The organism is Nocardia iowensis (assembly GCF_019222765.1).
In the GTDB taxonomy this organism is placed as follows: domain Bacteria; phylum Actinomycetota; class Actinomycetes; order Mycobacteriales; family Mycobacteriaceae; genus Nocardia; species Nocardia iowensis.
This window is the reverse complement of the sequence record NZ_CP078145.1, coordinates 5,740,614-5,762,065: the sequence shown is the minus strand read 5'-3', so window position 1 is coordinate 5,762,065 and position 21,452 is coordinate 5,740,614. Positions and strand designations below refer to the sequence as shown.

At 66.8% G+C, this 21,452-nt stretch carries 21 protein-coding genes; 11 read left to right on the top strand and 10 right to left on the bottom strand.

Translation table 11 applies throughout. The features are described from left to right. Nucleotides 1-906, bottom strand: coding sequence for an STAS domain-containing protein (locus tag KV110_RS26430; protein ID WP_218469957.1), 906 nt, complete (start codon nt 904-906; stop codon nt 1-3). A gap of 127 nt (nt 907-1,033) precedes the next feature. Next, on the bottom strand, nt 1,034-1,627 hold the full coding sequence (mftR, locus tag KV110_RS26425) for a mycofactocin system transcriptional regulator (RefSeq protein ID WP_218469956.1): 594 nt from the start codon (nt 1,625-1,627) through the stop codon (nt 1,034-1,036). Between the two features lie 40 nt (nt 1,628-1,667). Here mftR and mftE point away from each other — a divergent pair, with 40 nt between their 5' ends. Together mftE and mftD are read left to right on the top strand one after the other, a co-directional pair. Beyond that, nucleotides 1,668-2,414, top strand: coding sequence for a mycofactocin biosynthesis peptidyl-dipeptidase MftE (gene mftE / locus KV110_RS26420; protein WP_218469955.1), 747 nt, complete (start codon nt 1,668-1,670; stop codon nt 2,412-2,414). Next, nucleotides 2,411-3,649 (top strand): pre-mycofactocin synthase MftD, encoded by a 1,239-nt coding sequence (gene mftD / locus KV110_RS26415; RefSeq protein WP_246633991.1) that lies wholly within the window; start codon nt 2,411-2,413, stop codon nt 3,647-3,649. The genes mftE and mftD overlap by 4 nt, the downstream gene beginning before the upstream one ends. 4 nt (nt 3,650-3,653) lie before the next feature. Here the strand turns inward: mftD and KV110_RS26410 are convergent, their stop codons facing one another. Beyond that, nucleotides 3,654-4,124 carry a MarR family winged helix-turn-helix transcriptional regulator gene (locus KV110_RS26410; RefSeq protein WP_218469954.1) on the bottom strand — a complete coding sequence of 157 codons (471 nt, stop codon included), beginning with the start codon at nt 4,122-4,124 and terminating at the stop codon, nt 3,654-3,656. Between the two features lie 270 nt (nt 4,125-4,394). Between KV110_RS26410 and KV110_RS26405 the strand changes: the two genes are divergently transcribed. Further along, nucleotides 4,395-6,071, top strand: coding sequence for a fumarate hydratase (locus KV110_RS26405; RefSeq protein ID WP_218469953.1), 1,677 nt, complete (start codon nt 4,395-4,397; stop codon nt 6,069-6,071). A gap of 7 nt (nt 6,072-6,078) precedes the next feature. On the opposite strand, the gene KV110_RS26400 is transcribed toward KV110_RS26405, so the two are convergent. Next, complete coding sequence (locus tag KV110_RS26400) at nt 6,079-7,245, bottom strand: alkane 1-monooxygenase (protein WP_218469952.1); 1,167 nt, start codon at nt 7,243-7,245, stop codon at nt 6,079-6,081. 258 nt (nt 7,246-7,503) lie between these two features. Between KV110_RS26400 and KV110_RS26395 the strand changes: the two genes are divergently transcribed. From KV110_RS26395 to KV110_RS26360, 8 genes are all read left to right on the top strand, one after another. Beyond that, entirely contained in the window at nt 7,504-8,361 is an 858-nt protein-coding gene (locus KV110_RS26395) for a class I SAM-dependent methyltransferase (protein WP_218469951.1), read from the top strand. 137 nt (nt 8,362-8,498) lie between these two features. Continuing rightward, nucleotides 8,499-9,845: a sensor domain-containing diguanylate cyclase gene (locus KV110_RS26390; protein WP_246633990.1), complete on the top strand. Its 1,347-nt coding sequence runs from the start codon at nt 8,499-8,501 to the stop codon at nt 9,843-9,845. A gap of 200 nt (nt 9,846-10,045) precedes the next feature. Then, nucleotides 10,046-10,513, top strand: a complete 468-nt coding sequence (locus tag KV110_RS26385) for a hypothetical protein (RefSeq protein WP_218469949.1) — start codon at nt 10,046-10,048, stop codon at nt 10,511-10,513. Nucleotides 10,514-11,010: 497 nt separating this feature from the next. Further along, nucleotides 11,011-11,241, top strand: a complete 231-nt coding sequence (locus tag KV110_RS26380; RefSeq protein ID WP_218469948.1) for a hypothetical protein — start codon at nt 11,011-11,013, stop codon at nt 11,239-11,241. Further along, nucleotides 11,238-11,543: a type II toxin-antitoxin system PemK/MazF family toxin gene (locus tag KV110_RS26375; protein WP_218469947.1), complete on the top strand. Its 306-nt coding sequence runs from the start codon at nt 11,238-11,240 to the stop codon at nt 11,541-11,543. The genes KV110_RS26380 and KV110_RS26375 overlap by 4 nt, the downstream gene beginning before the upstream one ends. 54 nt (nt 11,544-11,597) lie before the next feature. Then, on the top strand, nt 11,598-12,128 hold the full coding sequence (locus KV110_RS26370; RefSeq protein WP_246633989.1) for a M15 family metallopeptidase: 531 nt from the start codon (nt 11,598-11,600) through the stop codon (nt 12,126-12,128). A gap of 167 nt (nt 12,129-12,295) precedes the next feature. Further along, nucleotides 12,296-13,315 (top strand): poly(ethylene terephthalate) hydrolase family protein, encoded by a 1,020-nt coding sequence (locus KV110_RS26365; protein ID WP_218469946.1) that lies wholly within the window; start codon nt 12,296-12,298, stop codon nt 13,313-13,315. 28 nt (nt 13,316-13,343) lie between these two features. Then, a complete protein-coding gene (locus tag KV110_RS26360; RefSeq protein ID WP_218469945.1) occupies nt 13,344-14,759 on the top strand; it encodes a serine hydrolase domain-containing protein in 1,416 nt (471 codons plus the stop codon). Nucleotides 14,760-14,763: 4 nt separating this feature from the next. Here the strand turns inward: KV110_RS26360 and KV110_RS26355 are convergent, their stop codons facing one another. The 6 genes from KV110_RS26355 to KV110_RS26335 form a co-directional block, all read right to left on the bottom strand. Beyond that, the gene (locus KV110_RS26355; protein ID WP_246633988.1) at nt 14,764-16,095 is read right to left on the bottom strand and encodes an FAD-binding oxidoreductase; all 1,332 of its coding nucleotides are present in this window, start codon (nt 16,093-16,095) and stop codon (nt 14,764-14,766) included. Continuing rightward, a complete protein-coding gene (locus KV110_RS41620; protein ID WP_246633987.1) occupies nt 16,092-17,102 on the bottom strand; it encodes a class I SAM-dependent methyltransferase in 1,011 nt (336 codons plus the stop codon). Before KV110_RS41620 ends, KV110_RS26355 begins: the two co-directional genes overlap by 4 nt. 22 nt (nt 17,103-17,124) lie before the next feature. Continuing rightward, entirely contained in the window at nt 17,125-17,472 is a 348-nt protein-coding gene (locus tag KV110_RS26350) for a RidA family protein (RefSeq protein WP_218469943.1), read from the bottom strand. Continuing rightward, nucleotides 17,469-18,566: an alpha-hydroxy acid oxidase gene (locus tag KV110_RS26345; RefSeq protein WP_218469942.1), complete on the bottom strand. Its 1,098-nt coding sequence runs from the start codon at nt 18,564-18,566 to the stop codon at nt 17,469-17,471. Before KV110_RS26345 ends, KV110_RS26350 begins: the two co-directional genes overlap by 4 nt. Next, on the bottom strand, nt 18,563-19,993 hold the full coding sequence (locus KV110_RS26340; protein WP_218469941.1) for an amino acid permease: 1,431 nt from the start codon (nt 19,991-19,993) through the stop codon (nt 18,563-18,565). Before KV110_RS26340 ends, KV110_RS26345 begins: the two co-directional genes overlap by 4 nt. 228 nt (nt 19,994-20,221) lie before the next feature. Further along, a complete protein-coding gene (locus KV110_RS26335) occupies nt 20,222-21,391 on the bottom strand; it encodes a hypothetical protein (protein ID WP_218469940.1) in 1,170 nt (389 codons plus the stop codon). Between the last annotated feature and the right edge of the window lie 61 nt (nt 21,392-21,452).

Below are 21,452 nucleotides of genomic sequence, written 5' to 3'. Positions count from 1 at the left end.
CTAGCGACCGTCGCGTTCGGTGACCCGCTCGGCGACTCGGGAAACCTCGTAACCCAGTAGCCGTTCCGCTTCCTCGATGCCGCCTTGCAGGTCGCCGACCGCGTTCATCTTGGACAGGTCGAGACCGATGGTGACCAGGGTCAGCGCGATCTCCGAGGACAGGCCGGTGATGATCACGTTCGCGCCCATCAGGCCGGAGGCGTCGACGGTTTGCACCAGGTGGTTGGCCACGGTGGAGTCGATTTGCGGCACACCGGTGATGTCGATGACGACCACCTTGGCGCGGTTGGCCCGGATCGCGCGCAGCAGCTGTTCGGTGAGCTGGCGGGCGCGCTGGCTGTCCAGCACGCCGATGATCGGCAGGATGAGCAGCTGTTCACGCACCTGGAGAACCGGGGTGGACAGCTCGCGGATCGCCTCCTGCTGCTGGCGGATGACGCGCTCGCGCTCCTGGACGAAGGAGACGCCAACGGTGTTGGCGATGCGGTTGGCGGCGGGCTCGTAGGCGTCGAGCACGGCGTTGAGCAGCTGGAAGTCGGCCTGGTACTTCTCGAACAGCGAGCGGGCGAGCACGTCGCGCAGCAGCAGCACGATGCCGAGGATCTCGTCGGTCTCGACGCCTCGCGGGATGATGCGTTCGGACAGGTCGCGTGCGTAGGCCTGCAGCGCCTCGACGCTACCGGTCTCGAGCACCTCGACGTAGTTGTCGTAGACGGACGTCGCCTCGGAGAAGATCTCCTCCGGAGTCATCGCGGTCAGCAGCTGTGCGTCGGTGATGCGCCGGGCCCATACCTCGCGCAGCGCGGTGCGGTTCTGGCGCAGATGTTCGACCAATTGCGGTAACAGCTTGTCGACCGGTCCCGTGTTCAGCGAATCCGCCGAAAGGCTCATGGACACCTCGGACATGGAAACTCCTGCCCCTTTCGACGGTTTGAGTCGGGATCGTCGTACGTTCCGGCCGTGAGGCCGACACCGAGCCTAGTCATACCCCAACCGTGTCGCGGATGAAACCTGCCGGTTGTTCGCCCGCGATTCACGGTGCGGGCGCGAAGCCACGTTCCAGTCCGAGCAGCACCTCCTCCAGATAGACGGTGAGATCGGCGTCGGCGCGCGCCAGCCAGGCGTCGAAGGCGGCGCGGGCCGCGGCCAGCGTGGTGCGCCCGACTGCTAGGGGGATCAGGCCGTCGGCCGGTTCCCCGAGCCTGCGGGCGGCGAAGTCGCTGACCGTGCGTTCCCAGGCGTCGTAGTGCGCGCCCGCGGTGGCCGCCAGGGCCGGGATGGTGGCGACAAGGTGCATGCGAGTGCGTAGCTCGGGCACGTCCTCGGCCCGATACCGATTGGCGTTCACGACAACTCGACGCACCGCGGTCATCATCGGAACATCGTCCGGCACGGTGGCGAAGGCGGCACGCAGAGCGGTGACTTCGTCATCGAACTGGTACCAGAGCACCTCCGCCTTGCTGGGGAAGTAACGGAAGAAGGTGCGGCCACTGATGCCCGCCGCGGCGGCGATCTGCTCGACGGTGGTGTCCTCGAAGCCCTGCTCGGTGAACAGCCGCATGGCGATCAGTTCGAGTTCCCGTTTGCTGGTGCCGCGCGGGCGACCGCGGGTGGTCCTGGCTGTCACGGCTATTGATTATGTCAGTGACTGACGATAATCTCCGGACATGTCCGAAAGTGTCACAGGCCACAGTCGCGCGGCGACTGGCTGCCTGGTGGCGGACCTCACCTGGCCGCAGGCGGGCGAGCGCGCCGCCGCCGCTGCGCTTCTCGCCGTCGCGGTGGGTGCGACCGAACAGCACGGTCCACATCTGCCGTTGTCCACCGACACCGATATCGCCGCCGCACTGTGCGCCCGGCTTGCCGCGCTGCGACCGGATGTGCTTGTCGCTCCGCCGATTCCGTATGGCGCGAGCGGCGAGCACGCCGGATTCCCCGGCACGCTGTCGATCGGACAGGCGGCGCTCGAGCTGCTGATCGTCGAGTTGTGCCGCTCGGCCACCGATACCTTCGACCGCATCCTGCTGGTCAACTGGCACGGCGGCAACCTCGAACCGCTGCGGCGCGCGGAGACGCTGTTGCGCGGCGAGTCTCGCGATGTGCGCGTGTATCTGCCGCGCTATCGCGGCGACCTGCACGCGGGACGGTCGGAAACCGCCGTTCAACTGGCACTCACGCCGGATCGCGTCGCGCTGGACCGCGCCGAAGTGGGTGACGTCCGGCCGTTGGCGCAGCTCATGCCGCTGCTGCGTGGTGCGGGCGTGCGCTCGGTCAGCGCCAACGGCGTGCTCGGCGATCCGACCGGAGCGAGCGCCGCCGAGGGTGCGGCGCTGCTCGACCACCTGACCACCGACTTGCTAGAACGAACCCGGCTGTGGTGGCCGGTGACTTCCCCGGAAAGGACCGGAACATGAACCCGTGGTTCGAAACCGTTGCCGAAGCGCAGCGGCGTGCGAAGAAGCGACTCCCGAAATCGGTGTACGGCGCGCTGATCGCCGGATCCGAGCGCGGTCAAACCATCGAGGACAACCAGCAGGCGTTCACCGAACTCGGTTTCGCCCCGCACGTCGCCGGCCCCATCGGCACCCGCGACCAGTCGACAACCGTTCTCGGCCAGCAGCTTTCGATGCCGGTGCTGATCTCGCCCACCGGCGTGCAGGCGGTGCACCCGGACGGCGAAGTGGCCGTCGCCCGTGCGGCGGCGGCGCGCGGGATCGCCATGGGGCTCAGCTCCTTTGCCAGCAAGCCGATCGAAGAAGTCATCGCGGCCAATCCGGCGACCTTCTTTCAGATTTACTGGTGCGGCAGTAAAGACGAGATCTCGCAGCGCCTGGCGCGGGCGAAGGCAGCGGGCGCGGTGGGGCTCATCCTGACCCTGGACTGGTCGTTCTCGCACGGCCGGGATTGGGGGAGTCCGGTGATTCCGGAGCAGCTCGACCTGCGCACCATGCTGAAGTTCGCGCCGCAGACGCTGGCCAGGCCGCGCTGGCTCGCTGCTTATGTGAAGTCCGGGCATATCCCGGATCTGACCGCGCCGAACATGGCGATCGGGGACGGCCCGGCACCCGGGTTCTTCGGCGCCTACGGCGAATGGATGGGGACACCGCCGCCGGACTGGGCGGACGTGCGGTGGATCTGCGAACAGTGGGATGGGCCGGTCATGCTCAAGGGCGTTATCCGGGTCGACGACGCGTTGCGGGCGGTGGACGCCGGTGTCGCCGCCATCTCCGTGTCCAACCACGGCGGCAACAACCTCGACGGCACCCCCGCCGCGATCCGGGCGTTGCCCGCGGTCGCCGACGCGGTAGGTGGACAGATCGAGGTGCTGCTGGACGGCGGCATCCGGCGCGGCAGCGATGTGGTGAAGGCGGTGGCCCTCGGCGCTCGCGCGGTGATGATCGGACGCGGATATCTGTGGGGCCTGGCCGCGAATGGTCAAGCGGGCGTCGAGAACGTGCTGGACATCCTGCGCGGCGGGATCGACTCGGCGCTGCTCGGATTGCGCAAGACCAGCGTCGCCGAACTCGATCGCGACGATCTCGTGGTGCCGGAAGGGTTCGAGCGGGCGCTCGGCGTGCCTTCCCGTCCGGCCCGCGAATTGGCAGACGTCACAGTCGAGTTGGTGGACGCGGCGGGCACGCCCGCCTGAACCGTCAGTTCTCGCTCGTCGTTTGCCGATGATGGGCGAGCAAGGTGTCGTAGATATCGGCGAGTGCGGCCAGTTGCTGACGGTCCAGCACATCGATCATGTGCCTGCGCACGCTGAGCACGTGCGCGGGCGCCGCGCCGGTCAGCACCTCGGCGCCGCGCGCGGTGAGCCGGGCCGCGGTGCGGCGTGCGTCGTCGGGGATCGGCTCGCGGACGACCAAGCCGCGCTTCTCCATTCGGGTGATCTGATGCGAGAGCCTGCTCTGCGACCATTCGAGATTGGCAGCGAGTTCGGCGAAGGTGCAGCGGTGTTCCGGTGTCTTGCTGAGGAAGGCCAGCACCGAGTATTCGACGTAGGTGAGGTTCGACTCCCGCGTCGAGTCCCGCCCGACCGCCGCGGCGATGAGGTCGCGGGTGCGCACAAAGCCCACCCAGGCGCGCATTTCGACGTCATCGAGCCAATGGGGATCGGTCACGATAGCGCTCCAAACTCTGGCGTGTCATACATTGTCGCGCGTCGTTGTGCGTCGCGCGACGGTGTTGCGGCGGGCGGACGCTTGGACGTCCGATCGCTTTTGTCTGAGACGACAGGTAGCACTACCGGGGTTGAACGTGCAACCTTTTGTGGCAACTCCTAGAGATAAGCCTTGCCTAAGCACGGCGTGACGTTGCCTGCTGGATAGGCTCGCTGTGCTTGTGACCAGCCCGGCTCACCTCGCCCGGGCCCGCCCGAAGGAGTGCGTCCCGTGACCGCGCCGGAGTTCCGCTATTCAGACCTGCTGCCGATCGGCGCCGATGACACCTCGTACCGGTTGCTCACCACCGAGGGCGTCCGCACCTTCGAGGTCAACGGCCGGACCTTCCTGCAGGTGGAACCCGAGGCGCTGCGCCTGCTGACCGCCGAGGCGATGCACGACATCAGCCACTACCTGCGGCCTGCGCACCTGGCCCAGCTGCGCAAGATCATCGATGATCCGGAATCCAGCGGCAATGACCGCTTCGTCGCGCTGGACCTGCTCAAGAACGTCAATATCTCGGCGGGCGGCATCCTGCCGATGTGCCAGGACACCGGCACCGCGATCGTCATGGGCAAGAAGTCCGAGGGCGTGCTGACCGGTGCGGACGACGCCGAATGGATCAGCCGCGGCGTCTACGACGCCTACACCGAGCTGAACCTGCGCTACTCCCAGCTCGCCCCGATCACCATGTGGGACGAGAAGAACACCGGAACCAACCTGCCCGCGCAGATCGAGTTGTATTCCACGCCGGGCGATCCCGCGCATCCGGCGTACAAGTTCCTGTTCATGGCCAAGGGTGGCGGGTCGGCGAACAAGTCGTTCCTGTACCAGGAGACCAAGGCCGTGCTGAACCCCACGCGCATGCTGGAATTCCTGGACGAGAAGATCCGTTCGCTCGGCACCGCGGCCTGCCCGCCCTACCACCTCGCAGTCGTAATCGGCGGCACCAGCGCCGAATTCGCGTTGAAGACGGCCAAATACGCCTCCGCGCACTACCTGGACAACCTGCCCATCGAGGGATCGCTGGCCGCACACGGGTTCCGGGATCTGGAGCTGGAAGAGGAGGTCTTCAAGCTCACCCAATCCTTCGGTATCGGTGCGCAGTTCGGCGGCAAATACTTCTGCCACGATGTGCGCGTCGTGCGGCTGCCCCGGCACGGCGCCAGTTGCCCGGTGGCGATTGCGGTTTCGTGCTCGGCGGACCGGCAGGCGCTGGCCAAGATCACCCCGGAGGGCGTGTTCCTCGAGCAGCTCGAGCGCGAGCCCGCGCACTATCTGCCGGAGCAGACCGACTCGATCCTCGGCGGTGACGTGGTGCGGATCGATCTGAACCGCCCAATGTCGGAAATCCGCGCGGAATTGTCGAAATACCCGGTGAAGACCCGGCTTTCGCTGACCGGGCCGCTGGTGGTCGCCCGCGATATCGCGCACGCCAAGATCAAAGAGCGCCTCGACGCGGGCGAGCCGATGCCGGAATACCTGCGCGAGATGGCCGTCTACTACGCGGGCCCGGCGAAGACGCCCGAGGGGTACGCGTCCGGCTCGTTCGGGCCGACCACCGCGGGCCGGATGGACTCCTACGTCGACCAATTCCAGGCCGCGGGCGGCTCCTTCGTCATGCTGGCCAAGGGCAACCGCTCCGCCCAGGTGACCAAGGCGTGCCAGCAGCACGGCGGTTTCTACCTCGGTTCGATCGGCGGCCCGGCCGCTCGCCTCGCACTGGACTGCATCAAATCCGTCGAGGTGCTCGAGTACCCCGAACTGGGCATGGAAGCCGTCTGGAAGATCGAGGTCGAAGACTTCCCCGCCTTCATCGTCGTCGACGACAAGGGCAACGACTTCTTCGCCGAAACCCAGAAGCCCATTGCCCTTCGGGTGCGCACCCGCTCCGCGGAACGCGTCTGAACCAGGGTCAGCTGGTGGCCCGGCGGTATGCCAGGGTGGCGCGTAGCCGTCCCTGTTTGGGGGGTTGCACGTTGGCGAGGCTGATGTCGCCGCCGTAGTGGGCGAGGACGCGATGGTCCATCACCGTGCGCCACAGCGGTGGGATGGCGGCGAGCACCACCATCGTCGCGTAGCCCGCGGGGAGTTGCGGTGCCTGCGCCGAGCTGCGCAGGGTCTGGTACCGGCGTCCCGGATTGGCGTGGTGATCGCTGTGCCGCTGCAGATGGAACAGGAAGATGTTGGTGACCAGCCGGTCGCTGTTCCAACTATCCCGCGGCGAGCACCGCGCGTAGCGGCCGTTGCTGCGGCGGGCCCGCAACAAGCCGTAGTGCTCGACGTAGTTCACCGTTTCCAGCAGCGCGATCCCGATCACCGCCTGCAAGGCGAGCCACGGCACGATGGTCACGCCGAACACCGCGATCAACACACCGAACAGGACCAGGCTCATCGACCAGGCCTGCAGAATGTGATTGTCCACATCCCACCAGCGCCTACCGTTGCGCGCCAGGCGCTCGCGCTCCAGCTGGATCGCCGACCGGAAACTGCCGATCACACTGCGCGGCAGGAACTCCCACAACGACTCACCGAGCCGCGCACTGGCCGGATCCTCCGGCGTGGCGACCCGCGCATGGTGTCCACGGTTGTGCTCGACGAAGAAGTGCCCGTACCCCGACTGGGCGAGCGCGATCTTGGCCAGCCAGCGTTCCAGGTGCTCGACCCGGTGCCCGAGTTCGTGTGCGGCGTTGATGCCGATACCGCTGACGAAGCCGAGCGTCACGGCGAGGCCGAGCTTGTCCACCACACGCAGTTCGTCGCCCGACCACAGGTAACTGGCGATCACCAGCCCGGCCAGCTGAATCGGCAGGAAAAGATAAGTGCACCAACGGTAGTAACGGTCGCCGGAGAGTAGCTCGTAATCCTCGTCGCGCGGGTTGGCGCCGTCCTCGCCGACCACCCAGTCCAGCACCGGGATCACGATCAACACGATGATCGGGCCGATCCACCAGAAGACGGGCGCACCGGTGTGCAGCACGAGCTGGGAGGGCAGGAGCGCACACGCGGGAGCGATCAGGCCGAGCACCCACAGCGGGCGCTTGCGGTCCTGGCCGCGAGGAGGTCGACGGATGATCTTCATGCTTCTTTCGATGCGATTCCGGCGACGCGCGACCGTAATCAGTTGTGACGGGTCAATATCTACTACAGCTGCGATTGTCTGTGTTAGCTGAGTCGCCGAGAATACGGCTCCCGTTACCGATCTGGAGCGAATGTGTTCCGAATCGTGACCAGCCGCTCACCTCGATAGCGCGGATCCGCGGGGGCACGACCGCTACCGGTCGGCACCGCGACCGCGCCGCACCGGAATCGCCAAGGACGGTGTGTCAAACTGGCCCGCATGGCTGGAGGGGATGCACCGATTTCGAATGTGTCGGACACCGCTCGCTGGGTGGCCGCCTATCGTGCGCGCGAATCCGCGCGGCCCGATGCGCTGTTCTCCGATCCACTCGCTGATCGGCTGGCCGGACCCCGGGGACATTCGATCATCGACGCGGCACCACGTCTCATGCGCAGCGGTTGGCCAGTCGTCACCCGGACCAGGCTGATCGATGACCTTGTCGCGAAAGCAATCGGCGAGGGCTGCGATCGAATCCTCAACCTGGCGGCCGGATTGGACACCCGCCCTTACCGTCTCGCGCTGCCAGCGGACTTCGTCTGGGTCGAGGCAGATCTGCCGCAGATCCTCGCGGAAAAGGAAAGCGTGCTGGCCGGGGAAACCCCGAACTGCACGTTGATCCGTCGCGCGGTCGATCTCGCCGATCCTGTCGCACGCGACGAGTTCCTGGACGACGCGATCGGCGCGCTCGGGTCGACCGGTGCACCCGCGACCACAGCGCTCGTACTCACCGAGGGATTGCTGTTCTACCTCGATTCGGACACGGTCGCAGAGCTGGCGCATGCCTTGGCGCGGCCAGAAATCGCCTGGTGGACAGCCGATATTCTGCTGCGGATGGACCGCATGCGCACCGGTTCGCTGTTCGCGAACGCGCCGATGAAGTTCGATCCGCCCAACGGGCTCACCTTTTTCGAGGAACTGGGCTGGCAGCCGGTCGAGATCGAGAACATCCTGGTGCACGCGCGAAAGCTGGGCCGCGCTCCGTGGTATCTGCGCCCGTTCACCTACTTGCCGGTGCCCGATCCGCGCAAACCGTTGCGCAACCCATGGTCGGCCGTGATCCGCTTCCAGCACGAATAGGTAACCCTCGGACCCCACCGAACTGATGTTTTGGCTAACAATGGGATACACCGGCGCGAGCCGGATTTCCTGCGTGTTAGACGTGTGACTCGATGGCACCGTTGGCGGGCCGGCGACGGCCGAACAATCAGGGGGTCGTGGTGGAAGAGACCGAACGGACTTCGCTGGCGCATGAGTGGTGGCACGCGCTGTCCGCCGTGTGCCGCATGCCGGTGCCGCCCCACGAGACGCTGCGACTTCTCGCCAGTCTGGTCAGTGCACTGGAAACAGGTCTCCATGCGGATCCTTTCGACGCGGTTGCCGCCGCGGACGCGGGAGCCGCGCTGGTCGCCGCCGGAGTGATGGGTCGCGAGGTGCCTGCCGTTTCCGCGCAGGTGCTGTACAGGATGGTCGAGCGATGCCATCGTCCGGATTCGGGCGGTCGGCTCGCCGCGCTGCTGGCGGCATTCGGCCAGGGATACGGGGCGGAACTGCATCGGCAGTTCTTCCTCGAACGGCAGTCTGTCGAACAAGCCAGGGAAGAGGCCAGGCGTGCGGCCGACGAAAGATTTCGGGCGGTCTTCGACAACGCGGCGGTCGCGATCGCGATCGTAGACACCGATTTCGCCCTGCTGGATGCCAACCGCGGCCTTGCCGACGTGATCGGTGTGTCGGTCGAAGATCTGCGCGGAGTATCCGTCTACGACTTCGTTCACCCGGACGACCGGGACAACATTCGAACCCTGGTGTACGGGCAGCTGGTGCCGAACGGGAAAGGGACGGTCAAGTTGGAGCAGCGGCTGGTGCGCGCGGACGGGAGTTACGGATGGGCCTCGTTTGCGATCACCTTCGTCAAGGGGGTTGGCAGGCAGGCGGACTATTTGCTGGCGGTGGGGGAGGATGTGACCGAGCAGCATCGGTTGCGCGATGAACTGCATCGGCAGGCGCGCCATGATCTGCTCACCGGGTTGCCGAATCGGCGGCATCTGCTCGAGCGGGTCGAAGCGATGATCGCCACGGCGGACCTCGGCGATCGGGTCGGGCTGTGCTTCATCGATATCGACGGGTTCAAGAGCATCAACGACCGCTACGGGCATGGCACGGGTGACCAGGTGTTGGCGGCGGTGGCGGGCCGGTTGCGCGACAGTGTGCTCGACTTCGGGTGTCCGGTCGCGCGCATCGGCGGCGACGAGTTCGTCGCGGTGATCCCGCCACCCGCGGACAACTCCAGCGTGAGCGCCGTGGCGAACAGCCTCCAGTCGGCGCTGGTCGACCCGGTCTCGATCGACGCGCTGCGGCTACGCATGTCGGCGAGCATCGGAGCGGTGCTGGCGGCGGTGTCCGGCACCCAGGCCGAGTCGCTGCTCGACGCCGCGGATACCGCGCTCTACCGAGCCAAGGCGGACGGCAAGGATCGCTGGGTGCTGCACACGCTCGAGCCGCACATCGATCGGCGGGCCACGGCGGATGGTCTGGGTGAATATCAGGGAATTGCGGCTACGTAGCGGTTGCTGCCGCTCGCGCCCTTGCGCCGGGTAGGCCCCTGAACTGGGTGTTCGGCTTTTGATGAGGCTTCTGTGCGGACAAAGCAGTGTCACCCCGATCGCCGGGGTGGCGCTGCCGATTTGCGAGGCACCCTTAGCGATGTACGTCGTTGATTCCAGGTGCCGTTCATCGCAGATGCCATTGAAGGTCAAGGAGGGCAATGAGTACGTCCAGGGTTGTCACCAGAACACTGCGTCTCTCGCAATCCGCCAGCCGCCGGTTGGCCGCACGTGCCGCACGCGAAGGAACTACTGCTACCGCATTGCTCGACCGCCTCATCCGGGAGGGCGTCGATCAGCTGGATCATCCCGGCATTGTTTTCCGCGGACCGATGACCGACCGTCGCGCCGCACTCGTCGCGGGACCCGACGTCTGGGAAGTCGTTGCGCGCCTACAGGAATTGGATGGGCCGGTAGATCGGCGCATCGAACTGCTCAGCGCCAAGTCGAGTCTGCACACCGCCAAGATCAAGATTGCCATCGAGTACGCCCGCGATCACGGCAACGAAATCATCGAGCGGATCGGGCGCAATCGCGAAGCGGCCGAGGCGATTCGCCGCACGACCACGATGCGGGCGCCCAATCTCGAACGGGACCACCTCACGCTGGTCACCCCGTTGCGCGAGTGATTCGGCCGAATTGTCCGGTATCGTAGTCGAATTGTCCGTTGTAGTGGCTGTTCACATGACTGGGGAGCAAATGTGAACGCTTCCGCCGCCTGTGCACAACCCGCCCAGCCTGCGGACGAACACCCGTCGAGTCAGCCAGGGTGCCGTCCGCGGCCTGCTCGGGGCACATCGGCGGCGGTGGGGGGAGTCTTGCGGAAAACGGTACGGTCGTGAAACTCAAGAAAACACCGTAATTTTCGCGAACCGGACTGGTAGCAGCCGCCCGCACACTGTGATCCACAGCACTGGGATAGATTGTGGACAACGTGCGTTCCTTGTGGATGAAGCATTTGCCACGCAAGGGAATTCGGGTAAGCATGGGCCATGCCCAATGACTATGACCCCTCGTCACTCGCGCGCTTCCGCCGAACGCTGTCGTTTGCCGCGCGGAGTACTCGTGCCCCTGCGGCAAGCCGCGCTCTTCCGATGAAGGGCGCGAGGATCGTATGATGCTCAGTATGAAGGCCCGGATGACGTTGAGTCTCGAGCAGGCCACGGCCGACTACATCACCAGGCAGGCGGCGGCCGCGGGCGGGAATGTCTCCGCCTGGGTCGAGCGGCACTTCCGCGAGCAGGCGCTCCGCGAATCGGTCGCGTCCTACGTCGAGTGGGACGCCGCGAACCCCGGCTACGCCGAGGCGGCCGCGGAAGAAGCCGAGGCGGCGGCGCGTGAAACCGGCCTCGCGTGAACCGCGGCGAAGTCTGGACCTATGAGCCGATCATCAACCGGCCGGGGGTGTCGACCCGTCGGCTGATCATCAGTGCCGCGCCGATCAACGAGAACCCCCACCTCAAGGTCGTGTTGACCTTGCACATTCTCGAGTCCGACCCCGGTGGGTTGCTGGCCGTCGAGATCGGGTCACACGGCTGGGCCTCGGCATTGCATCCCGAGGCGACTGTGCGCCGACGGCTAAATGAATGCGTCGGCGTCGCGGACGCGGAGATGATGGACCGGGTATCGGCAGCTCTGCGGGCCGCGCAGGATCTCTGAGCCCAGTGGTCCATGGCTGCGGGCTCGGCCGCGCCGAGGCATTACCATCGCGACATGGTTTTGCGGAGTGGTGTGCGGACTCGGATGGTGCTCGGTCTACCGGTGGCGGTGCTGCCAGCGCTGGTCGCGACGGGGCTGATGGCGCCGCAGGCAGTGGCCGGGCCGGGGGTGCAGATCGATCAGCGGGAGGCGCTGGGGTCGGCGGCCGGGGCCGAAGGGTTGGAGCCGAGGCTCGCATTGGCGTACACGTTGGCGGAGACCGAGGCGCATGCGCAGGGGGTGCCGTTGTCGATTACGTCCGGGTACCGCTCGTTCGAGGAACAGCAGCAGATGTGGGACAACGGCGTAGCGACCTACGGTGGTCCCGATGCGGCGCGCCGGTGGGTGCTGCCGCCCGAGGAGTCGACGCACGTGTCGGGTCGTGCCGTGGACGTCGGGCCGATCGAGGGGGCGCAGTGGCTGGAGGCCAACGGAACCCGGTGGGGATTGTGCCGGATGTATGACAACGAGTGGTGGCATTTCGAATTGGCGACTACACCCGGCGGGGTCTGCCCGCCGACGCGGCCGGACGCGAGCACCCGGTAGTTCCGGCGAGCATAACAGTGACCCAGCCCGATTCGGGCTGGGTCACTTTCGTATGCCCATTGTGCCGTAGGCCACTTCCGAGTAACCTCCGAAATGCGAGACCGAATGGTTTCACTATCGAATGAAGTGAGTCCGGCGACGCTGCCGGATGGATGAGGGAGCCCTCGATGATGAGGTATGTCGCCGGAATGCGCTCGGGGGCCGCGGTTTTCGCGGCGACAATGGCAGTGTCGGCCGCCGTGCTCGCGGCGCCCGCCGCGGTCGCGGACCACCTGGAGCCCGGTGCCACCGCGCAGAGCGTGTTCAACAAGCCCGGCCCGCACCCCGTCGCGACACCCGTGCAGACGAATCCATGTCAGGAATCCGTTTTCGGCATGTTCGAGCACATCGTTGTGCACATGTTCGGCAACCGCGACGATATGACCTGCACTCAAGCATTTCCCAACGGTCTGGCGTCACCGATCGGGGTGAACACCTACTATCCGGCCGATATCGCCGAACTCCCCGCCGCACCGCTGCTGGTGTTCACCTCAGGGTTCGGCGCGAATCCCGGGATGTACGACGCGCTCGCAAGGCAGTGGACCAGTCACGGATTCGTCGTGGTGATCCCGTACGAGTTCTTCAACTCGCTCGTCCACGTGCCTGCCCTCGGCGTAGCAACCGCGGTCGTCGCCAATCGCGACCCGAATTCCCCGCTGTACAACAAAATCGACTTGGGCCGGACGATCTTCGGTGGTCACTCCGGGGGTGGCCAGGCGGCATTGCAAGCGGGAACGGTATTTCCCGGCATCGCACCGATCATCGACCCGGCCATGCGGGTGCTCGGCGTGCTGGCGATCGAGCCGGGACCGCTCGCGGTGGGTGCTCTGGTGACGGTGCCGACGCTGTTCCTCACCGGCTACAACGATTTCGTGGTGCCCGACTTCGCCTGGGTGCGTTGGTGGCAGTACAACCTCACCTTCCAAGCGCCCGCATGGATCGCCAACGCCCGTGGAGTGAGCCACTTCTCGCCGGTCGACGGGCTCGACAACTACCTGTCCGCGGGCACCGCGCTGGCTTGGCTGCGCTATCGGGCGTTCGGTGACGACACCGCCGAGGAGTACTTCGTCGGCCCGACCTGGCGGTTGCCCGCCGACAAAACGTACTTCAGCGTGCAGCGCAACGCGCTCGCCGACGCACTGAACTAGCCAGGCACGAAACAGAAATGGGTCGAGAATGAAACTCCGTCGGGCGTGGGCAGGTGGGCTCGGAGCCACCGTCTTGGTTACCCTTTCGCTGGTTGGCCCCAACGCTGCGGCAGCACCTGACGCCGCGGCGGCATCCAGCGCTGCGACCGCGTGTGCCGAACCAGCCGCGGGCCAAACGGCCGAGCGCGTCGACCCGGCCACCGCCGGATTCGATACCGCCGCGCTGACGGACGCGCTGAACTTCGGTTCGGCCAAGGGCGCGTACGCGATTCAGGTGTACCGCCACGGCTGCCTGGTCGGTGACCACACCGGCACGGGCAACCTACCGGTGCCGTTGGCCAGCTCCACCAAGGGCGTCACGTCGGTCGCGGTGGGCCGCGCGATCACCCTGGGCTACTTCGGCCTGGACGATCCGCTCGGCAAGTTCTTCCCGCAGGCCGATGCCGCACACGCGGCGCTCACCGTGCGCCAGGTGCTGAATCAGACGACCGGCCTGCGCTTCTCCTGGGCCGCCGATATCGCGGGAATCGCCACCGACGAGGTGCTGCAAACGCTGAACACGCCACCGGTATTCGAGCCGGGCACCACCTTCCAGTACGCGCAGGCGGTGCTGGCGCTGTTGCCGAAGATCGTGGAAATCAGCACCCGGATGGACTTTCAGGACTTCGTCCAGCGAGAACTGATGCAGCCCTTGGGTATTGCCCGCGACCAGTGGGTGTGGCTGCGTGACCGCAGCGGAAACACGGCCGTCAACGGCGGTCTGGCCATGCGTGCCGACGACCTGGCCCGGCTCGGTCTGCTCCTGCTGCACGAAGGCCGTTGGGGCGATGCCCAACTCATCGATCCGGACTACATCCGGCAGGCCCGTCAACCCACGGCGGCGAACGGCGGCTACGGATTCCTGTTCTGGCTCAATGCCGGTGACTCGTACAAGACCGCGTCGGTGCCCACCGCCAGAACCTACGACCATCCGATGTTCCCCGGTGCGCCCCGCGACCTGTACGCCTTCGTCGGCGCCCTCGGCCAGTTCAACGTGGTGATCCCCAGCCGCGACATGGTGATCGTCCGGCTCGGCGTGCCCGGCGGCATCGACACCGGCAATGTGCAGACTTCGCTGGCGGCCGAATCCAACCCGGACAACAAGGAATTCCTGCGCCGCGTCGTCGCGGCCGTCAACGATGTACCCGCGGAACCGATCGATGACCCCTACCGCTACAGCGACAACTTCGGCCCGATCATCAGCGGTCTGGACGACCTGGCCTTCTGGGTGGATCCGGAGCACACAGCCCAGATCCTGTTCGGTGTCGGTCCATACGCCCCGTCGAACTGCAATGTCCTCTGGTGCCACGGAAAGCTGGTGCCGCAGGACATCTTCGCGGCCATGCTCGATTCCACCGGTCAGATCGTCGCCGCGCTGCTCGGCCTCGGGCACGGCCCCCGCTGAGTCGTCAGTCGAGGATTTTGCCCGGATTCAACAGTCCGAGCGGATCCAGCGCGCGTTTGACCGCGGTCATCAACTCGACCGCGGCGCCGTGCTCGGCTCGCAGATACTGCTTCTTGGCCAGTCCGATGCCATGCTCCCCGGAGGCGGTCCCGCCAACCGAGAGCGCATGGCGGACAACCTGATCGGAGAACTCCCGAGCTCGCTCCGCGGATTGGGTGGTGTAGGGAACGACCACGTGCACATTGCCGTCGCCGATGTGGCCTGCGACCGAGATATCCAGGTCGAGGAGTTCGCCGAGCCGCTCGGCCGTCGCCACCGCGTCGGCGATCCGCGAGTACGGCACGGCGGTGTCGGTCACCAGGAACCGGTGGCCGGGATGGCGAGCCTTGAGCGCGAAGAACAGGTTGTGCCGATCCTCCCAGAGGCGGTGCTGAGCGGTATGGGTCTGTGCGGCAACAATTTCCAGCGCCTGATGTCCGACGCACAGGTCGCGGATCTCGGCTTCGTCGAGCTCGGCCGCCGCCTCGGAGGTGGCCGTGACGTCGAGGAACAATGCGGGCGCCACCGGATGCCGAGTGCCGCGATAGGCATTGATCGCCGCCATGCTGACGGCGTCGACGAGTTCGGCGCGACTCACCGGCAGCGCCCGCCCGAGCATGTCCACCGCCGCGGCCACCGCGTCGCGCACGGTGCGGAACGAGACGCGCAGCGAACGTTGCCATTCCGGGATCGGATGCAGCCGTACGGTGAGCTCGGTGATGATGCCGAGCGTGCCCGCCGACCCGATCAGCAGATCCTTCAAGTCGTAGCCGCTGCTCGACTTGCGCACCGCACGACCGAGCCTGGCCACCGTGCCGTCCGCGAAGACTGCTTGCATGGCAAGGGTATTCGCGTGCATCCCGCCGTACCGGACGGTGGTGGTGCCGCTGGCATTGGTGGCGGCCATACCCCCGAGGCTGGCATCGGCGCCGGGGTCGACGGTGAACTGCAACCCGTACGCGGCGGCGGCCGCGTTGAGCCGGGTCCGGGTGACACCGGGCAGCACGGTCGCGGTGAAGTCGGTGGGGGAGATGTCACGAATCGCGTCCAGCGCGGAGAGATCGAGCACCACCTCGTCGCCGCGCGCCAGCAGATGACCCTCCAGGCTGGTGCCCGCGCCCCGGCAGATGATCGGAGTGCCGGTGTGCCTTGCCCATTCGACGGTGCCGAGCACATCCTCGAGGTCGGCCGCCCGGACGATGCCGCGCGGGCGCTGTCCGGAACGGCCGGTCTCGTCGACGGTGTATTCGTCCAGTGCCGCCGCCCGGATGTCGATCCGGTCGGCGACCGTGGTCACGACCGCTCCAGGATCGAGGTCACCAGCATGGTGTGGTCGTCGAAGGTGCGGGCGACGGTCCAGCCCAGGTCCGCGAACGCCGCCTCGTACTCCTCTTTCGTCCACAGCCGCACACCGGTGATGGTGTGGTAGATCTCGTAGGTCGGCGAGAACCATGGCTGCCCCGACCACTGCGGTGCCGCCAGCAGGTACCCGTCGCCGATGACGAGTCGCTCCAGATTCGGGAACCAGCGCATCCACTCCCGTAATACGGCGATGATGCCGCCGCCGTCGCTGGCCAGCTGATGCAGCAGGAAGAACGACATCGCGGTGGTCACCTTGCTCCGGTCGAGCACCGCGAGCCATTCGGGATCGGTCGCTTCGGGTTGAACGGAGCCGGGCAGCAAGGTGATTCGGTCGGCGTAGCCGGACTGCGCCACCTCGGCGGACGCGGCGGCGATCACCTTGGCCTCGATATCGACGCCGATGAACTGCTCCGCGGGCGCCACCTGGGCGAGTGCGCGCACCCGGCCCGCGTCCGCGCAGCCGAGGTCGACCGTGCACCCGGGACCGCTTGCGGCAATGGCTTTTCCGATGCCTTGCAGGATCTCCGGCCGCCGCCGCGCGATATCCGTGCAGCCGCGCGCCACCGCCCCGGCATCGGTGGCGGCGGGGATGAACGCCCGATCGGCGCTGTCGGCCAGCTGCCGGAAGGTGGGTTCCCAACCGCGCGTGACCATTCGGACGAAGCCGCGGTTCTTGGCGACATCGTGGCCGGTGTGCGTCAATTGGAACCGGTGCCCGCGGCGGGTGAGGAACCCGGCGCGGACCAGCCCATCGCTGACGGTCTGCTGAATGCCGCTGGTCGGCGCGATGGAGTCGCCGTTCAACAGTGTTGCCCACCAACCCCAATCGTCGGCGGCGACCACCAGTTGCGCGGCGGTCTGCCCCTCGACGACATCGCGGATGGTGAGTCCGGCAGGCGGTGCGTGGTTGAACAGCGCGACGGTGGTTGTTGCAGCGGTCATGGCGGATCCTCCTGATACACGGCTAATCGGCGAGCGCGATTACCTGGATTTCGATGAGCAGCCCCTCGATGGGCAGGGTGGTGACGGTGGTGGTGCGAGCCGGTGCGGTGGCGCCGAAGAACTCGGCGAACGCGGCGTTCCACTCCGGAAACCAGTGGCGGTCCGCCAGATAGCAGTCCAGCTTCAGTGTCTGTGCACGGGAGCTGCCCGCCTCGGTGAGTGCCTTGTCCAGCTGGTCGAGCACCGATTCGAGCTGCTCGGCGAAGGTGGTCGCGTTCGGGGTCAGCGTGGCGGGGTCGATCGCGGCGAGCCCCGAGGTGAACACCAGCCCGGAACCACGGCGAGCGGACGGAAAGGGTGCACTACTCATGGTTGCGCTCCGATCAGTCGGGTGGCGTCGATTCGGTCGATGGTCGCGGCCCCGGACAGAGTCATCAGGGTGCGGAGTTCCTCGGTGAGCAACTCCAGTACCCGGCTCACCCCTGCCTCACCCGCGGCGGCGAGGCCGTAGATCGCCGCCCGGCCGATCACCACGGCGTTCGCGCCCAACGCCAGCGCGAGGAAAACGTCGCTGCCGGTGCGTATTCCGCTGTCGAACAGGATCGGCAGCTCCGGGCCCACCGCCGCCCTGATGCGCGGCAGCATGTCCAGGCTGGCCGGCGCCGGGTCCAGTTGGCGGCCACCGTGGTTGGACACCACGATCGCGCAAGCGCCTGCGGCCAGCGCCTGTTCGGCCGCATCGGGGGTCAGCACGCCCTTGGCGATCCACGGCAGCTGGAACAGTGCGGCAGCCTCCCGCAGATCGGCCCAGTTCCAGGCCGCGGCACCGTGTTTGAGCAGTTTCCCGAACACCTCGGCGACACCGGGAGCGCCGTCGCGGCCGGTGAGGTTCCCGCCGAACTGCCGCATGTCGGGCGCGAAGCGGTTGGCCATGTTGCGGGTGCGGAAGCCGCCGACCGGGCAGTCGACCGTCACGCACAGCGCGGCATAGCCCGCGCGGTATATCCGTTCGGCGACGTCGGGCGCGTGCGCGAACGGATGCAGCTGAGCAATGCCCGCCGCATCGGGGGCGGCCGCACGGATCTGCTCGTAGGAGTAACTGCCCGCTTCCGGCACGATCGTCAGCGTCCCGTGCCGCTGCACCGCCCGCGCCACCGCCAGATGACCCTCGGCATGGAACATCGCATCGCCCCCGAACGGTGCGGTGAGGATGGGCGTTTCGAGCGTCCTGCCGAGCAACGAGGTACGGGTGGACGGATTCGCCACCCCGCTCATCGGGTCCGGCAGAATCCGCCACCGGTCGAACGCATCCCGATTGGCCCGCAACGTGATCTCGCGCCCCGCACCACCTTCCACGAAGTCGAACACCGCCGCGGGCAGCACGGCGCGGGCGGCCCGATGGATCTCGTCGAGCGTGCCGAAGTCGACCGTGGTCGGATACATGCTGTCGAGCTGTGCGGTCACCGGAAGCCTTCCTGAGCGGCGACAAGGGAATGACGACGGCCGTAGCCGAAGTACACGGCCGCGCCGACCGCGCTCCACAGGGCGAAACGCACCCAGGTGAGGCCCTCGAAAGTGGTTGCCAGCCAGATACATCCGGCGATCGCGGCGAGCGGCACCAAGGGCACCAGCGGAGCGCGGAACGGGCGCGGCCGGTCCGGCGCGCTGCGGCGCAGGATCAGCACCCCGAGCGCGACGATGACGAACGCGAAGAGCGCCCCGATATTCACCAGCTCGGCGACCGTCCCGATCGGCAGCAACGCCGCGACCAGGGCGATGGCCGCACCGAGCAGCAGGCTCAGGCGAACCGGCGCGCCGCGGGGGCTGGTGTGGCAGAGCGCACGGGGCAGCATTCCGTCTCGGCTCATCGCGAAGATCAGCCGGGTCTGCCCGTAGCACAGCATCAGCAGGCCCTTGGTCAGCGCGATCACCGATGCCACCAGGATGACCTGGCCGATCCAGCCCGCGCCGATCGCGCCGAGCGCGGTGGCAACCGGGGCGGCGTTGTTCAAGCTCGGATAGGGCGCCACGCCGGTGAGTACGGCGCTGACAGCCGCGTACAGTCCGGTGGCGACCACAACCGAACCGATGATGCCCCAGGGCAGATCGCGCGCCGGGTCGCGGGTTTCCTCCGCGGACGTGGCGACGATATCGAAACCGAGGTAGGCGAAGAAGGCGAGCGCCGCGCCCGCGGCGATGCCATGCACGCCGAACGGCATGAATGGCGTCCAATTGGCCGTGTCCACCTGCGGTGCACCGATCGCGATCACCAGTATCAGAACGGCGATCGTCACCGTCACCAATGCCTTCACCACGGTCGCGGTCAGCTCGACACCGAATATCAGCACAGCGATTATCGCGGCGGTGATGAACAGAGCGGGCAGATTGACGATGCCGCCATCGGCCGGGCCTGCGGTTATTTCACGTGGAAGGGTCACGCCGAAAAGGGAATTCAGCATCGCGGTGAACAATCCCGACCAGCCGATGGCGACGGCGGCAGCGGCGACGGCGTATTCGAGCAGTAGATTCCAGCCGACCAGGAACGCCGGTGATTCACCGAGCGTCGCCCTAGTATAGGTGTACGCGCTGCCGGAAAGCGGTGTCATCGAAGCGAGTTCGCTGTAACAGAGGGCGACCAGCACACAGATCGCCCCGGCCAGCACGAACGACAGCACGATCGCCGGGCCCGCCTTGGTAGCGGCGGCAACGCCGGTGGTGACGAAGATGCCCGCGCCGACAATGGCGCCGACGCCCATCGCGATCAGGTCGAAACGGCCGAGCGTGCGTTTGAGCGGCTGAGTTTCGGCCGTCTTCGTCGCACGGGGTGCGGTGAATCGAGACGGGCTGAAGCGGCGGTTGGTAACGGGGCGAAGCTGTGTCGGTGCGGCCATGTCAACGGTCCGTTCGCTGTGCGAAATATGAATTACACCGGTACTTCTCGGTGGTTGTAATTCAGTAAATCAGCCGTCCTTTGTGTTCTGGTGAACTCAGGTAACGTGTCTGTTTCGCCCGGTCCGTGAAAATGATTGTTTATCAAGTAGTTCGGCAACGTCGAAATGCGCAGCGGTCCGCTGCGCTGAATCGAGTGGTCGGCGGAAAATTCGGTGACGAATATCCGGCTATGCGGTTGTCTTGGTTACTGCGGTGGGTGTGGCGGTAATGGCGTGCGGCACTGCACGTCTGCGGACGAGAACGGTGGCCGCCGCGACCGCGAGCAGCACCAGCGCGGCGGCGATGACGGCGTCCTGCATCGTGCCGAGGGTGGCGACGACACCGAAGCCGATGGTCGCGACGGCCGCACAGAGATACGCGACGGCGGCGTAGCGCGACGCCACCCGCGCGTGCTGATCGGGCGGAGTCGCCGCGCTGACGATGCGCAGTCCGGTGCGATAGGCGATACCCTGCCCGCACCCCGCGACCACCGCGCCGGTCAACAGCACCGCGAGGCTCGGCACCGCGGCCACGGTCGCGGCCAGCGCGAGACCGACGATGATCGTCAGCTGACCGAGGATCGGTTCGGCGGGCAAGGTGCCCGGCGGCACCGCGCGCTGGACGACCCAGGCGCTGACGAGATACAGCGTGACCGGCAGCGCCAGCAACGGCAGGCTCGTCGTGTCGAGCAGTTCGGCTCCGTAGCTCGGCAGCAGCGCCACCACCAGCCCGGCCGACACCCACGCGGCAATTCCGTTGAGGTACCCCGCGATCGCGGTTTCGGTCGGCGGCTGCGCCGGTCGGTGTGTGCCGACCGAAACCCGATCCCGCACGGCTCGATCGAGCAGCACGACCACCGCGACGACACCGAGCAACACCGCATGACCGAGATAGACCGTGACACCCGGCGCGGGAAGATACTGAGCGACCCACGCGGCCGCGAGGGTGCCGAGTGCCGAACCGAGCACGGTCGCGGTGGCCATCGCGGTCCGGCCCCCTTCGCCGGACCGCTCCAGGATCAGCCCGGCCAGCGACCCGGTGACCAGTCCGACCGAGAGTCCCGCCAGCACCCGCGCCACGCAGGCGGGCCCCGCGGAATCGGCCAGACTCATCGCGATGTCCGCGCCGATGCCGCAGGCGCTGCCAAGTCCGATCCGCCACCACCAGGCCGCGCGCGCGGGCGGGGTGCCGATGAACGAGAGGGTCGGCGTCAGCGCGAACAGGTACGCGGCGAAGATGACGGTGATCAGCAGCGGCGCCAGGTCCCAGGCATGGCGGTAGTACGGCATCATGCCGGTCGCCATGTTGGGCTGAGCCATGATCAGCACGAGCAACATGCCGGGAGCAGCTGAGCGCATCCACCCTCCCAAGTGAGGAGATCTTCTCGGTTGATAAGGTAGCAAACTGAGAAGATCTTCT

Coding starts and splice junctions, on each gene's coding strand:
- KV110_RS26335 (WP_218469940.1), bottom strand. CDS start 21,391: ATGCGCTCAGCTGCTCCCGGCATGTTGCTCGTGCTGATCATGGCTCAG.
- KV110_RS26430 (WP_218469957.1), bottom strand. CDS start 906: ATGTCCGAGGTGTCCATGAGCCTTTCGGCGGATTCGCTGAACACGGGA.
- KV110_RS26395 (WP_218469951.1), top strand. CDS start 7,504: ATGGCTGGAGGGGATGCACCGATTTCGAATGTGTCGGACACCGCTCGC.
- KV110_RS26350 (WP_218469943.1), bottom strand. CDS start 17,472: ATGAGTAGTGCACCCTTTCCGTCCGCTCGCCGTGGTTCCGGGCTGGTG.
- KV110_RS26360 (WP_218469945.1), top strand. CDS start 13,344: ATGAAACTCCGTCGGGCGTGGGCAGGTGGGCTCGGAGCCACCGTCTTG.
- KV110_RS26365 (WP_218469946.1), top strand. CDS start 12,296: ATGATGAGGTATGTCGCCGGAATGCGCTCGGGGGCCGCGGTTTTCGCG.
- KV110_RS26380 (WP_218469948.1), top strand. CDS start 11,011: ATGAAGGCCCGGATGACGTTGAGTCTCGAGCAGGCCACGGCCGACTAC.
- KV110_RS41620 (WP_246633987.1), bottom strand. CDS start 17,102: ATGACCGCTGCAACAACCACCGTCGCGCTGTTCAACCACGCACCGCCT.
- KV110_RS26400 (WP_218469952.1), bottom strand. CDS start 7,245: ATGAAGATCATCCGTCGACCTCCTCGCGGCCAGGACCGCAAGCGCCCG.
- mftE (WP_218469955.1), top strand. CDS start 1,668: ATGTCCGAAAGTGTCACAGGCCACAGTCGCGCGGCGACTGGCTGCCTG.
- mftD (WP_246633991.1), top strand. CDS start 2,411: ATGAACCCGTGGTTCGAAACCGTTGCCGAAGCGCAGCGGCGTGCGAAG.
- KV110_RS26340 (WP_218469941.1), bottom strand. CDS start 19,993: ATGGCCGCACCGACACAGCTTCGCCCCGTTACCAACCGCCGCTTCAGC.
- KV110_RS26385 (WP_218469949.1), top strand. CDS start 10,046: ATGAGTACGTCCAGGGTTGTCACCAGAACACTGCGTCTCTCGCAATCC.
- KV110_RS26370 (WP_246633989.1), top strand. CDS start 11,598: ATGGTTTTGCGGAGTGGTGTGCGGACTCGGATGGTGCTCGGTCTACCG.